Origin of the sequence: Comamonas odontotermitis, assembly GCF_020080045.1 — a bacterium.
GTDB lineage: Bacteria > Pseudomonadota > Gammaproteobacteria > Burkholderiales > Burkholderiaceae_C > Comamonas > Comamonas odontotermitis.
In genome coordinates, this window is sequence record NZ_CP083451.1 from 4140642 (window position 1) to 4153690 (window position 13049).

The 13049-nt window shown below is 63.5% G+C and carries 11 protein-coding genes; 5 read left to right on the top strand and 6 right to left on the bottom strand.

Annotated elements, in window-relative coordinates; genetic code table 11:
* The gene (locus tag LAD35_RS18990; protein ID WP_224150493.1) at positions 1 to 1743 is read right to left on the bottom strand and encodes an FAD-dependent monooxygenase; all 1743 of its coding nucleotides are present in this window, start codon (positions 1741 to 1743) and stop codon (positions 1 to 3) included.
* A gap of 314 nt (positions 1744 to 2057) precedes the next feature.
* On the opposite strand from LAD35_RS18990, the gene LAD35_RS18995 reads away from it, so the two are divergent.
* Positions 2058 to 2522, top strand: a complete 465-nt coding sequence (locus tag LAD35_RS18995; RefSeq protein ID WP_224150494.1) for a MarR family winged helix-turn-helix transcriptional regulator — start codon at positions 2058 to 2060, stop codon at positions 2520 to 2522.
* A 209-nt stretch (positions 2523 to 2731) separates the two neighbouring features.
* On the opposite strand, the gene LAD35_RS19000 is transcribed toward LAD35_RS18995, so the two are convergent.
* Positions 2732 to 3814 carry a fumarylacetoacetate hydrolase family protein gene (locus tag LAD35_RS19000; protein WP_224150495.1) on the bottom strand — a complete coding sequence of 361 codons (1083 nt, stop codon included), beginning with the start codon at positions 3812 to 3814 and terminating at the stop codon, positions 2732 to 2734.
* 144 nt (positions 3815 to 3958) lie between these two features.
* Here LAD35_RS19000 and LAD35_RS19005 point away from each other — a divergent pair, with 144 nt between their 5' ends.
* The 3 genes from LAD35_RS19005 (at position 3959) to LAD35_RS19015 (ending at position 6560) form a co-directional block, all read left to right on the top strand.
* The gene (locus tag LAD35_RS19005) at positions 3959 to 4768 is read left to right on the top strand and encodes an IclR family transcriptional regulator (RefSeq protein ID WP_224152818.1); all 810 of its coding nucleotides are present in this window, start codon (positions 3959 to 3961) and stop codon (positions 4766 to 4768) included.
* A gap of 48 nt (positions 4769 to 4816) precedes the next feature.
* Positions 4817 to 6049, top strand: a complete 1233-nt coding sequence (locus tag LAD35_RS19010; protein ID WP_224150496.1) for a DUF3108 domain-containing protein — start codon at positions 4817 to 4819, stop codon at positions 6047 to 6049.
* Positions 6050 to 6254: 205 nt separating this feature from the next.
* Positions 6255 to 6560 (top strand): BTH_I0359 family protein, encoded by a 306-nt coding sequence (locus LAD35_RS19015; RefSeq protein ID WP_224150497.1) that lies wholly within the window; start codon positions 6255 to 6257, stop codon positions 6558 to 6560.
* 74 nt (positions 6561 to 6634) lie between these two features.
* On the opposite strand, the gene LAD35_RS19020 is transcribed toward LAD35_RS19015, so the two are convergent.
* Positions 6635 to 7408, bottom strand: coding sequence for an AraC family transcriptional regulator (locus tag LAD35_RS19020; protein ID WP_224150498.1), 774 nt, complete (start codon positions 7406 to 7408; stop codon positions 6635 to 6637).
* A 101-nt stretch (positions 7409 to 7509) separates the two neighbouring features.
* Between LAD35_RS19020 and LAD35_RS19025 the strand changes: the two genes are divergently transcribed.
* The gene (locus LAD35_RS19025) at positions 7510 to 8724 is read left to right on the top strand and encodes an MFS transporter (RefSeq protein ID WP_224150499.1); all 1215 of its coding nucleotides are present in this window, start codon (positions 7510 to 7512) and stop codon (positions 8722 to 8724) included.
* A gap of 93 nt (positions 8725 to 8817) precedes the next feature.
* On the opposite strand, the gene LAD35_RS19030 is transcribed toward LAD35_RS19025, so the two are convergent.
* The 3 genes from LAD35_RS19030 to LAD35_RS19040 all read right to left on the bottom strand — a co-directional run bounded on the left by LAD35_RS19030 (position 8818) and on the right by LAD35_RS19040 (position 12626).
* Complete coding sequence (locus LAD35_RS19030; protein ID WP_224150500.1) at positions 8818 to 9261, bottom strand: hypothetical protein; 444 nt, start codon at positions 9259 to 9261, stop codon at positions 8818 to 8820.
* 58 nt (positions 9262 to 9319) lie between these two features.
* Positions 9320 to 10009 (bottom strand): hypothetical protein, encoded by a 690-nt coding sequence (locus LAD35_RS19035; protein WP_224150501.1) that lies wholly within the window; start codon positions 10007 to 10009, stop codon positions 9320 to 9322.
* Positions 10010 to 10166: 157 nt separating this feature from the next.
* Positions 10167 to 12626: an adenosylcobalamin-dependent ribonucleoside-diphosphate reductase gene (locus LAD35_RS19040; protein WP_224150502.1), complete on the bottom strand. Its 2460-nt coding sequence runs from the start codon at positions 12624 to 12626 to the stop codon at positions 10167 to 10169.
* Between the last annotated feature and the right edge of the window lie 423 nt (positions 12627 to 13049).

Sequence of the window (13049 nt, forward strand, 5' to 3'; positions counted from 1 at the left end):
TCAGGCCAGTGCCTTGTCGATGGCGTGGCGCACGGCGGCGGCCACATCGGCCGGCGCGTGCCGGCCGCCTTGCCAGCGGCCCAGCACATGGCCATCGGGTCGCAGCATGTACACCGCGCCGGGCTGCGCGTCATACATGGCAGCGAGCTGCCCCTTCGCGTCAACCACCGCAGCTGCGCCGCCGGGCGCTTCATCCACCGCGCCCACCACTGGCAGCACTGCTGAGGGAATGTCCTTGGCAAGCAGCGCATCGGCCTGCAGCTGCAGGGCCTGCAGCAGTGCGGGCTGCGGTGCAAACGCCAGCAGGGTGAAGCGGTTTCGCACCACATCGGTCACATGGCCTGCCCGCATTTGCGGCCCATCTGCAGACGTGGACGGCTCCACCAGCTGCACCGGGCATTCGAGCAGCGGCGCCCCCGCGACGGGTCCTGCCCCAAACAGCGCACCATCATCCTGCGCGTTCAGCGGCGAGCGCAGGTAGGTGATGGCCGATGTCTGGCGCGGGTTGATGAGGCTGGCGAGCTGCGGGTGGGCCACCGCCAGGCTCAGCACGGCGCGGCGCATCAAATCAAAGGCAAACGACGGCGGCGCCATGAACTCGGTGCTCTTGGTGCCGTAGCTCAGGTTCTCGTGCGTGGCGTAGACGCGCTCGTCGCTGTAGCTGTCCAGCAGGCCTTCGCCTGCCCTGCCCTGGATGACATAGGCCAGCTTCCAGGCGAGGTTGTCGGCATCGTCGATGCCGGAATTGGCGCCGCGCACGCCGAAGATGGGCACCAGGTGCGCCGCATCACCCGCCAGCAGCACGCGTTGGTGGCGGTAGCGGTCAAGCGTAAGCGCATTGGCCTTGTAGATGCCGGTCCAGATCGGGTTCCAGGGCGCGGTTTCGCCCATCATGGCCAGCAGGCTCTGCACGCGCGGCAGCACGTTCTCGGGCAGGATGGCGGCTTCCGGGTCTTCGCCGTCCTGCAGCTGGTAATCGATGCGCCAGACGTTGCCCGGCTGCTTGTGCACCAGCACGGTGGAGCCGCGGTTGCAGTCCGGGTCGAAATAGGCCAAGCGCTCGGTGGGCCGACTGCTTTCCATCTGGATGTCGACGATGACGTAGCGCCCTTCGTAGCTGTTGCCCTGGAGCTTGAGGCCCAGCGCATCGCGCACAAAGCTGCGGCCACCATCGGCTGCCACCACCCAGTCGGCGTCCATGGCGTAGTCGCCTCTGGGCGTGCTCACCTGCAGGCGTGCGCCGTCATCGCGGCTGTCGATGCCGGCAAGCCGACTCTGCCAGCGGATCTCGATCAGATCGGAGCGCTTTTCGCAAGCATCCAGCAGGAACTGCTCGATGCTGTACTGCGCCAGGTTCACCATGGGCGGCAGCTTCTGGTTGGCATCCTGCGGCATCCGGAAATGCAGCACCTCCTGATCACGGTAGTAGCTGCGACCGCCGGTCCACGGCAGGCCTTCGGCCAGAAAGCCGGGCAGCGCGCCCAGGCGCTCCACGATCTCCAGGCTGCGGCGCGAAATGCAGATGGCGCGGCTGCCGAAGCACACCGAATCATCGGCCTCCAGCACGACCACGGGCACCCCGTGGTTGGCCAGGCCCAGCGCCGTACAGTAGCCGACCGGGCCGCCGCCCACCACCACTATCGGGCGGCGTTGCGGATCGCGGCCATCGTGCAGCGGCGGCAGGCTCGCGCCGTAGGTGCGCGCGGCGAAAGGATAAGGAACAAATTCGTAAGCAGCAGACATCACAACCTCGTGCAAAAGCTGGTGCTGCTGAAAAAAGGTCCGCACTGCGGCCACGCTGCACCAGGTCCATAAGACGGTGCGTGCAGCGCTGGGGATGGATAATTTGTTGCACGCGCAACAATTATCAAAGATGACGCAAATCCATCGCCATGGGTTTTCCCTAGGCTAGGGAAAGCACTAGATGCGGGCGCAACATTGACCCTTCCGAAAAGCGGGCGGGCGTGACATAGTCGCGATACTTGTTTTTCTCCCCGGCTTTTATTGCCACCGGAACGGGTAACTGCCGCCCCGCGTGCGCAAGCTGGGGATACTTTTTGACCAAAGGAATTGTGGTGAACACGCCGCTGGATCGTACCTACACCCATCGCCTGCACGCGCTGGCCAAGATCACCGACCGCGCCACGCAACAGGCGTACGAGGAAGATGTCGGCATTCCCATCAGCGAAGGCCGATGTCTGGCGGCCATTGGTGCGTTCCATCCGCTGTCGGTCAACGACCTGGCGATGCGTGCCAATCTGAACAAGGCGCAGGCCAGCCGCTCCACACAGGCCCTGGTGGACCAGGGCATGGTGCTCAAGCAGGCCAGCGAGGTGGATGGCCGGGGTGTGGTGCTGACGCTGACGCCCAAGGGCCAGGAGCAGTGGGTCAAGGTGATGGAGGTGGTGGCGCGCCGTAACCAGGAGATTCTGGCCGGGCTCACAACCGACGAGCAGGCACAGCTCGATGTGCTGCTCGACCGCCTGCTGCAACACGCCCGCAAGACCAGCCTGCCCGAATAAGGGATGTGCCGGGCCGCCAGCCATGGGCGGCATGGGTGCACCCGCTTCCACGCGCCGAAGAAGATTTGGGCCCCTCTGGCCACAAGCGCTCATCTGGCAAGCGCCAGAAGCTATAATTTCAATAGCAAACTTCAAGCCAATCGCTGCATGCTCCGGGCCTTGCGTGCAACTGGCACGCAAACGTCCATGGGCCGCATGCAGCGCAGGCATCAGGCGGCCTCTCCGGTATCTTCGGAGGACTGCACCGCCGCTGCTTCGGCCTCGCGCTGGGCATCTTCGCGGGCTTCGTGCAGTGCAGCCACGGTCTGGTCAATGGCGCCAAACACGCTGTGGCCGTCCTTGCCCTTCATGTCGATGCGTACGCTGTCGCCAAACTGCATGAACTCGGTGGTCGATTTCCCGTTCTGGATCATTTCCATGCTGCGCTTTTCGGCAATGCAGCCATAGCCCTTGGGCCAGTCCATGCGGCCATGCTTTTCCACGCCCGGGTTGCTGATGGTGCCACTGCCCACCACCGTGCCCGCCCGCAGATTGCGCGTCTTGGCAACATGGGCCATCAGCTGGCCAAAGTGGAAGCTCATGTCCGGCCCCGCCTCGCACATGCCAACCTTGCGGCCATTCCAGCTGGTCTGCAAAGTCAGGTGAACCCGGCCGCCGCGCCATGCATCGCCCAGTTCGTCGGGGGTGACCGCCACCGGGCTGAACGCGGTAGCGGGCTTGCTCTGCACAAAGCCAAAGCCCTTGGAGAGTTCCGCAGGAATGAGGTTGCGCAGGCTCACATCGTTGGCCAGCATCAACAGGCGCACCTCATCGAGTGCATCCTCGGGGCTGGTGCCCATGGCCACATCACCGGTGATGACGGCGATCTCTGCCTCGAAATCGATGCCCATGGCTTCGCTGGCCACCACGATATCGTCGCAGGGGCCGAGAAAATCGTCGCTGCCGCCCTGGTAGATCAGCGGATCGGTCTTGAACGAGGCGGGCACCTCCGCGCCACGCGCCTGGCGTACCAGTTCCACATGGTTGAGGTAGGCCGAGCCATCGAGCCACTGGTAGGCGCGGGGCAGCGGCGCCATGCACTGCGCAGGGTTGAAATCGAATGGATGGCGCCCGCGGTCGGCATTGAGCGCGTCATACAGATCCTGCAGCTGCGGCGCGTAGAAGGCCCAGTCGTCCAGCACCTGCTGCAGGCGGTGGGCAATGCCGGTGGCGTAATGGGCGGTGCGCAGGTCGCGCGACACCACGACCAATTGGCCATCGCGCGATCCATCTTTGTAGGTTGCAAGCTTCATGCTGGGTTTCCGCAGTCAAACATGCCTCTATCGTGCCAGACCTTGTCAGCCTGACCACAGAGCCTGTGCCACACCATTGAATTACGATTAGTGAAATTGATTCCTTTATTTAGAATACCGTAAACTGCCGCAATGGACAACCCTCTGGACAAAGACCGCGCTGGTATCCAATCAGTGGAGGTCGGCTTTGCGCTGCTGCAGGCGCTCATCGATGCGCCCGGCCCGTTGGCTCTCAAGGACCTGGCTGCCGCAGCCGGCATGCCCGCTGCCAAGGCGCACCGCTACCTTGTCAGCTACCAGCGCAGCGGTCTGGTCCGGCAGGATGCGGCCACCAGCCGCTACGACCTGGGCCCGATGGCCTTGCAGCTGGGCCTGGCTGCGCTGCGCCGCACCGACGCGGTGCGCCTGGCGCGCGAGCGCATGCCCGACTGGATCGACGCACTGGGCCATACCGTGGCCCTGGCCGTGTGGGGCAACCATGGCGCGACCGTGGTGCATTGGGAAGAGCCCCCGCATGGCACCACCGGCCACCTGCGCCTGGGTGATGTGATGCCGCTGCTCTCATCTGCAACAGGGCGCTGCTTTGGAGCCTGGCTGCCCGCCGGGCGCATTGCGCAGCAGTTGCAGCTGGAGCTGGAACAGGCCCGCAACGCCCGACGCCAGGACCTGCCGCATACCGCAGACGCAGCCGCCCAGCTGTTTGCCGATGTACGCGCCCACGGTGTTGCACGCGTGGTCGACACCCTGCTGCCCAGTGTGGTTGCACTGTGCGCCCCGGTGTTTGATGCGCGCGGCCAGTTGGTGCTCGCCGTCACCACCCTGGGCACCGTTGCCACCTTCGACCCCAGCTTTGGCGGCGCGATGGACCAGCGCCTGCAGGCGATCGCGCAGCAGCTGTCGCACGACCTGGGCCACCGCGTGGCTGGCGACGCCACAGGCTTTACCCCCGGTTGACCGCACGGCCCATCGCCAGCGCTACACTGGCAGTCTTCCCGATCCGCCATGCGCCAACGCCCGTTGATTCTGCTGACTGCCGCCGTTCTGGCCGCCCATGTGGCGCTGCTGGCAGGCCCGGGCATGCAGGAAATATGGCGCACCGCGCGCATCACCGGCAGCAGCCCGCAAGAGCTGCGGTTTGAAACCCGCCAGATCGCGCCAGAGCCCCCGGCCCCGCCAGCGCCCGAGACACCGCGCACCACTGCTGCGCCCGCCGCCCCCAAGCCCGCCAAACCCAAGCCCCCGCCACCGAAGGCGCTGCCTCAGAAGGCACCGCCGGAGCAGGCGCCCGACAGTCTTGCCGTCCTCGGCCCCACCCCACAGGCCCCCAAGCCCCGAACCACGGCACTGGATGGCCTGCTGTCCGGCGACGGGCCCGGCGATTCTGCCGCCGGCGCGCAGGGCGATACCGCCACCACCGCATCCGATGCACAAAGCTCATCTGACGCGGGCCAGCCTGCGGCTTCGGCAGGTGGAGAAAGCAGCAGCACTGGCGATGGAGAAGCTCCCGCCAGTGCCAAAAGCAGCGATGAGCCGCCAGCCCCCGTCGGCATAGGCAGCCCCGGCTACAGCGGCCCGATGCCGCCGGTGCGTGTACCGCCCTCGGCCCATCTGGAATTCGAGGCCAAGGGCTCGGCCAAGGGCTTTCAGTATTCGGCCAAGGCGCAGCTCAGCTTCAAGACCGATGGCCTCACCTACCAGGCCAGGCAAGAGGTATCGGCCTTTCTGGTGGGCAGCCGCTCGCAGACCAGCACAGGCCGCATCACGCCGCATGGCCTCTCGCCGCAGCGCTTTGGCGACAAGGCCCGCAGCGAACGGGCTGCACACGTCGATGTGGACAAAGGCCAGATCACCTACAGCGGCAACGACGAGCCCCAGGCCGCCAGCGCCGGCGTGCAGGACCGGCTCTCCATCTTTCTGCAACTGTCCAGCATGATCGCGGCGGGCCCCGAGCGCTACCCGCCGGGCACCCTCATCCACATCAATGTGACCAGCGCACGCACCACCGACGTCTGGACCTTCGCCGTCGACGGCCCCGAAACGCTGGAGCTGCCCGCCGGCAGCCGCCAGACCATCCGCCTCACCCGCCAACCGCGCAAGCGCTACGACCAGGTGGCCCACCTGTGGATCGACCCGGCCATGCAGTACCTGCCCGTGCGCATCCGCATCTCGCAGGCCAATGGCGACTTTGCCGATCTGCAGCTGCAGTCGGCCACGGTTGAGAAGGCATCGCCTTAGCACGTGTTGATACGAGAGGAAAAGGCGCTCGGGGACGTAAAGCTGCGGAAAAGTCCCGCATGTTTGTCCCCCGTTTGCTACGTTTCTTGCCCAAAACCGCCGTTGTTTGCATTGACTGCCATCAAAACCTGCTACAACGGTGCTGTGGACGCAGGCTTGCAAACCGGCGGTCTGCCACCACCTACGGTTCACAAGGAGGAACATCATGCAAATGATTTACGACTCGGACTCTTTCGTGGTGTTGCACCTGACACCAGAATTGCCCCTGTCCACCGACGGAGCAACCGTAAGCACACCCTCCGTTACCGAGCCCCTTCGCCATTTGCAGCGCCAAGGCTTTGAAATCGTGGACAAGCGCAGCGGCAAGGAACTGTACCTGGACGGTGCCTGGGCCGAAATGTTTCACCAGCAGATCCAGGCCTGGCAGGCCAATGCCCCCACCGAAGAAGAAGTGGAAGCCACGCTTGACCGTTACACCGGCCTGGCCCAGCAACCCGTGATCGTGCATTAAGCCACGCAGAGCCACTCAGGCGTCAAAAATACCGAAAGCTGCTTGCGTTTGCGCGCAAGCAGCTTTTTTGCATCTCAGCGGTAAAAGCCGGTCGGCGTCTGGCCGAACTGGCGCTTGAACATGGTGGCAAATGCCCCGGGGCTGTCATATCCCAGAGCCAGCGCCACATCGATCACCTTTTCGCCATGCGCCAACAGCTCCAGCGCCTTGAGCAGGCGCGCCTGCTGCCGCCAGCGGGCAAAGCCCATGCCGGTATCGCGCGCAAACAGGCGCTGCAGGGTTTTGGGGTCCACACCCAGGTGCTCTGCCCAGTCGGACAAGGTGGCATTGTCGTCTGGCCGCTGCTGGATGTGGTTGCAGATGCGCTGCAGGCGCGGATCGGCAGGCCGGGGCAGGTGCATGGGCAGCACCGGCAAGGCATGCAGTTCGTCCAGCAAAAAGCGCATCAGACGGCCGTCGCGCGAATCCTCCTGGTAGGGCAGATCCACCTCCATGGCGGCGCGGATCAGCTCACGCAGCAGCGGTGAGATGCCGACAACCTGGGCCTGCGTTGCCAGCCCGGGAGCGGCATGGGGGCGCACGAACAGGCTGCGCATCTGCACATCGCCAATATGGCGCACCTGGTGCACGGTGCCCGCGGGCATCCAGATGCCGCGCGTGGGCGGCACGATCCATTGGCCTGCATCGGCCACTACCACCATCACGCCATGCAGGGCGTGGATGAGCTGGTGGTGAAACGCGTGCCGGTGCTGGCCGGTGGTGCTGCCCGCAGGGTAGTCGGTGGCGTGGCATGCCACCGGCACCGGGCTGCGCTCCATGTCCTCCAGGGTTGGAAAGTGGTGAGGCATGCAATGTCCTTTTTGCAAAGACTCTAACCCAAAATGCGCAAGACAGGCACGCACGCCATACGTAGCATGGCCAGCATTCAGACTATTTGCGCCACGCCACCATGAACCCCTCGCTTGCTTCGTCCCCTCCCGTCAGCGCCCCGCAGGCCGCCGCGCCGCGTGCGGCCTTCGGCATACTGGGCGCCATCAGCTTCTCCCACATGATCAACGACATGATGCAGTCGCTGATCCTGGCCATGTACCCGGTGCTGCAAGGCAATTTCCAGCTGAGCTTCGGGCAGATCGGCCTGATCACCCTGGTCTACCAGCTGACCGCCTCGCTCTTTCAGCCACTGGTGGGCCTGTACACCGACAGGCGCAGCACGCCGTACTCGCTGCCCATAGGCATGTGCTTTACCCTGTGCGGCCTGCTGCTGCTCGCGTTTGCGCCCAGCTTCACCACCGTGCTGGCAGCAGCCGCGCTGATCGGCACCGGCTCGTCGATCTTCCACCCCGAATCCTCGCGGGTGGCACGCATGGCCTCGGGCGGCCAGCATGGCATGGCGCAATCGCTGTTCCAGGTGGGCGGCAATACCGGCAGCGCGCTGGGCCCGCTGCTGGCAGCTGCCGTGATTGTGCCGTTTGGCCAGCACAGCGCCGCCTGGTTCGGTCTTGCGGCCGTGGTGGGCATCGTGCTGCTCTCGCATGTGAGCCGCTGGTATGCGCAGCAGCACCGCACGACCAAGGCGGCGCCCGCGCGGGTCAGCAACGGGCTCTCGCGCCGGCAGGTGCTGGGCGCGGTGGCCGTGCTGCTGGTGCTGATCTTTTCCAAGTACTTCTATGTCGCAGGGCTGTCGAGCTACTACACCTTCTACCTGATGCAGCGCTTTGACGTGGGTGTGCAGAACGCACAACTGCTGCTGTTCGTGTTTCTGTTCGCGTCGGCGGTCGGCACCCTGGCCGGCGGCCCGATGGGCGACCGCATTGGCCGCAAGCCGGTGATCTGGGCATCGATCCTCGGCGTCGCGCCATTTGCGCTGATCCTGCCGCACGCCAACCTGTTCTGGACCGTGATGCTCACCATCATCATCGGCCTGGTGCTCTCGTCCGCGTTCTCGGCCATCCTGGTATATGCACAGGAATTGATCCCCGGCAAGATCGGCATGGTGTCCGGCCTGTTCTTCGGCTTTGCCTTCGGCATGGGAGGCCTGGGCGCAGCCGTGCTGGGCGTGCTGGCCGACCGCACCAGCATCGCCTATGTGTACCAGGTCATCGCCTACCTGCCGCTTCTGGGCATGGTGGCGGTGCTGCTGCCCAAGGTGAGTCGCAAGTCATAGTAAGAAAATGGCTGCGATCATCCACGACAAGGGTGTCCGCAACTGTCTTCAAAATATTCACTCCTTACAGCTTATGTGTTGCCATGTCGCTGGTTAAGAAACACATGTGAACTGCACTTGTACGACTGCTGGTGCATCACGCTTCGCATAGCTTGGTGATGTGGACTGTATTGCTTCGTACACCTGCGCAGGGTCAAACCCCATGCGCTCGATCAACACACGCACAGCTCGCGTACGTTGTGTCTTGATAGAAACGGTATTTGGGCTGATCAATCCGCCCCCCTCCACAATGAAGATCGGTTCATCTTTTGTCTTGCATTTCGCTTTCAGTTGCCGCAACTGTTGCTCCAGACTACGTTGCAAGGCATCACTCACATCATGAACACCTTGGGCAAAAGATAGATCGATCTGTATCTCAGGAGCTTTGAATGATGTTGCATGGACTTGTGGAACAACGCATAGTGCGACAGTAGCAGTCCATGTAAACCAACGTCTTAACAGGGCTTGAAAAGCTGTACGTTTCAGGTTGAAGTGCATGGTCTCTCTCATTACCTTTTCAAAATCCTGATGTGCCCCCGTGCAGAGTAGACCTAAGTCAGTCATACACCTTGCACAGCTTGCGGATGTGCGGGTCGCGGATAGGCACGCGCTTTTCGCGGCGCACATCGGTCATCACGCAGGCGTTGGCCGTTGCATCGCTGATGCCGCCCACCACCACCCGGTAGCGGAAGTTCTGCTGGGTGATGGCCTTGCCGGGCGCCGGAGGTGTGTAGAGGTGGTATTCCCAGCTGCAGCAACTGGCCCGGCCCGATTCCACGTAGTAGCCGGGAATCCTCAGAAACTCGGCGTAACCGCCATCAAAGAACAGGTACACGCTCTTGCGGTCTGCGGTGGGCTTGTAGATGGAGCCCTGGCAATTGGGCCCGGCTCCGCAGTTGGTGCCCGTCACTTCCAGCACCCAGTTGCCGTCACCCTCCAGGTCGCGCAACCTGGCCATGCGCCAGCTCTCCGGCAAGGCGTCCGGCGTCAGCGCCGTACGGAAGCTGTCGCTGCCCTTGGGCTTGATGGAGAGCACGAAGGTGGAAGATCCGTCGTCCTGGCCTGCGTCGGCATCCCCGGTGGTAGCGCCATCGGTATCGCACCGGGTCTGCATCAGCCGCATCTGCGAGCCATCCTTGTTGTACTGGGTCTGCGACTGGCTTTCACACGCCGCATGCGCAGCAGGCAAGCCCGTCATCACGAGGCCAAGACACAGCAGTTGAAGCAATCTGAAAAAAGCCAGCACGGCGCGTTCTCCTCCAAAAAGACCCGTTTTGCACGCTGGCACGTACCTGCCAGCCTCTCCAAAGCGCACATTTTTCATCGCCTTTTCTGGTGCAAGGCGAAAAAAGCCCGGCGTTCAGGGCCGGGCTCGGTGTGCAGCATGGCTTGCCAATGCTTGATCAGCCGCAGGAGCCTACTGCGCCGCAGGAGGTGCAGTACTCGCAGCCATCCTTGCGGATCACGGCATGCGCGCCACATTCAGCACACTTCTTGCCAGCCATGGTCTGCATGCCGGTGGTCACCACAGGCGCTGCGGCCACTGGCGTCCAGGTGGTGTTGGTCACGCCGGGCAGGTTCTGCTGGCGGCGGCGCTCCAGAATCTGCTGCACCGCATAGGCGATGGCAGCCACCTCGGAGTCATGCCACATCGGCACATGGGTGCCGTCGGCCTTCTGGTAGGTGCCCAGGCGCACAGGGCCACGGTCCCAGGCAACCTTGCGCATATCGCCCAGCGCGCGCTCGAGGAAGCCGCCGCGCGCCGCCAGCGACAGCAGGCGCATGCTCGAGGTGATCCATTGCTGCGATTCGCCGCTTTGGCCCACGGGCATGAAGAACTCGACCGCGCGCTCAACCATGCTCTTGCCGTCTGCACTTGGCACTGGCAGGAAGGAGACGATGATGTAGAGGCGCTGCTGGCCTTCCTGCGTCCAGTATTCCACCTTGTCGGCCACGGCGGACAGCTCGCCTTCCGGACGGCGCTCGATCACGACCTTCATCGGGTCAGCGATGGCGGCAACTGGTGCCACAGCTTCTGCGGCAGGCGCTTCCGCCTTGGGCGCGGGCGTGGTTTCCAGCACCGCACCCAGAATGCTGTTGGGGCGATAGGTGGCCAGGCCCTTCAGATTGGCACGCCATGCCTGCAGGTACAGGTTCTTGAAGTCTTCGTACGGGTAGTCGGCAGGAATGTTCACCGTCTTGGAGATGGCAGTGTCCACATAGGGTTGCACGGTTTCCATCATCGCCAGATGTTCTGTGGCGGACATTTCCAGCGCCGAGACGAAGTACGAGGGCAGGTTGTTCACATCGCCGCCCAGCTCGCGATACAGGCGCCAGCTGTGGTCTTCCACCTGGTACTGGCTCTTGGTGCCGTCGGCTTCGCGCTTGTTGCGGGTGTATGTCCACGAGAATGGCGGCTCGATGCCGTTCGAGGCATTGTCTGCAAAGGCCAGCGAGACCGTGCCTGTGGGCGCGATCGACAGCAGGTGGCTGTTGCGGATGCCGTGCTTCTTGATGTCTTCCTGGATGTCCTTGGGCAGGCGGCTGGCGAAGGTGCCCTTGCCCAGATACCCCTTGGCATCGAACTTGGGGAAGGCGCCCTTTTCCTTGGCCAGCTCGACCGAGGCACGGTAGGCCGAATCGCGCATGCACTCGGCAATGCGACGAGCCATGTCACGGCCTTCCTGGTCGGAGTAGCGCAGCGTCAGCATGGCCAGGGTGTTGCCCATGCCGGTAAAGCCCACGCCGATGCGACGCTTGGCAGCAGACTCCTCGCGTTGCTGCTCCAGCGGCCAGAAGGTCACATCCAGCACGTTGTCGAGCGCGCGCACCTGCGTGGCCACCACCTGCTGGAAATACTCAAAATCAAAGCTGGGCAGCCCGCCGAAACCAAAGGGGTTGCGCACGAAGTTGGTCAGGATGATCGGGCCCAGATCGCAGCAGCCGTACGAGGGCAGCGGCTGCTCGCCGCAGGGGTTGGTGGCGGCAATGCGCTCCACATAGCGCAGGTTGTTGTCGTCGTTGATATGGTCAAGGAACAGGATGCCCGGCTCTGCGAAATCGTAGGTGGACGTCATGATCGTGTCCCACATGTCGCGGGCACGCACGGTCTTGTAGATCCACTTGCCGTCCTCGCGCTGCGCGGCGCCTTCCGCACGCAGCTTGGCATTGGGGCGGCCGCTGTGTACCAGTTGCCAGTCGGTATCGTCCACCACGGCCTGCATGAAGGCGTCGGGCACGCCGACCGAGACGTTGAAGTTGTTCCAGCGGCCCTGCGTGCGCTTGGCGGTGATGAACTCCATCACATCGGGGTGGTCGATGCGCAGCACGCCCATCTGCGCGCCACGGCGGGCGCCCGCCGATTCCACGGTCGAGCAGCTCTGGTCGAACACGTTGATGTAGCTGCAGGGGCCAGACGCCATCGAGGCGGTGCCCTTCACTTCCGCGCCACGGGGGCGGATGCGCGAGAAATCGTAGCCCACGCCACCGCCTCGGCGCATGGTTTCGGCCGCTTCACGCAATGCTTCATAGATACCGGGGTAGCCTTCGTCATCAAACCCCTGGATGCAGTCGCCCACGGGCTGCACAAAGCAGTTGATGAGAGTGGCCTGGATGTCCGTGCCCGCCGCCGACATGATGCGGCCCGCGCCAATGGCACCAGCCTGCAGGTTGGCGGCAAACTTGGCTTCCCATTCGGCGCGGATGTCTTTCTTCTCGACCGAAGCGAGCGCGCGCGCCACACGGGCGTACAGGTCATCAATCGTCGACTCATCGCCCTTGAAGTATTTTTCTTTCAGCACATCCATGCTGATGGCCTGGGGGGCCAGCGCCTGGTGCGGCTGGGTGATGTTGTCGCGCTTCATGTTGTATTTCCTCAAAAAATCGGTACTGCGATGGCAAGCGTGCAGCATGCCTGCCCAAAAAACAGGCGCACCTCTGCGGGCCGCACCTGTTTTTCAGACAAATTCCCCGCAACCATGGGCACCATTGCGCCGGGCGCTGGTCAACGCGTGGATGAGGGGAATTTTTATGGAATCGATCAGCCGATACAAACTTCATCGCGTTTGCTCGGCACACTCCAATCTAACGTCAAAAGCCGGGCTTGAAAACCGCGAAGACCACCACTGTTGTGTGGCCGCAGCCTGGCACCCGGCTTGTCGCAAAAGCGGCCCAAAGCCCTCTGCGGAGCACCCCGGCAAGGGGTACAGGCGTTATTGTAGTTTGCTTCTTAGCTATCATTTTTGCAATTCCACCAAAACCACAAGATGCTTGATTTTGTTGGTATT

What these genes read in the sequence shown, in the direction of transcription:
- LAD35_RS18990 (WP_224150493.1), bottom strand. Translation starts at nt 1,743, where the DNA reads ATGTCTGCTGCTTACGAATTTGTTCCTTATCCTTTCGCCGCGCGCACC.
- LAD35_RS19000 (WP_224150495.1), bottom strand. Translation starts at nt 3,814, where the DNA reads ATGAAGCTTGCAACCTACAAAGATGGATCGCGCGATGGCCAATTGGTC.
- LAD35_RS19010 (WP_224150496.1), top strand. Translation starts at nt 4,817, where the DNA reads ATGCGCCAACGCCCGTTGATTCTGCTGACTGCCGCCGTTCTGGCCGCC.
- LAD35_RS19015 (WP_224150497.1), top strand. Translation starts at nt 6,255, where the DNA reads ATGCAAATGATTTACGACTCGGACTCTTTCGTGGTGTTGCACCTGACA.
- LAD35_RS19020 (WP_224150498.1), bottom strand. Translation starts at nt 7,408, where the DNA reads ATGCCTCACCACTTTCCAACCCTGGAGGACATGGAGCGCAGCCCGGTG.
- LAD35_RS19025 (WP_224150499.1), top strand. Translation starts at nt 7,510, where the DNA reads ATGAACCCCTCGCTTGCTTCGTCCCCTCCCGTCAGCGCCCCGCAGGCC.
- LAD35_RS19030 (WP_224150500.1), bottom strand. Translation starts at nt 9,261, where the DNA reads ATGCACTTCAACCTGAAACGTACAGCTTTTCAAGCCCTGTTAAGACGT.
- LAD35_RS19040 (WP_224150502.1), bottom strand. Translation starts at nt 12,626, where the DNA reads ATGAAGCGCGACAACATCACCCAGCCGCACCAGGCGCTGGCCCCCCAG.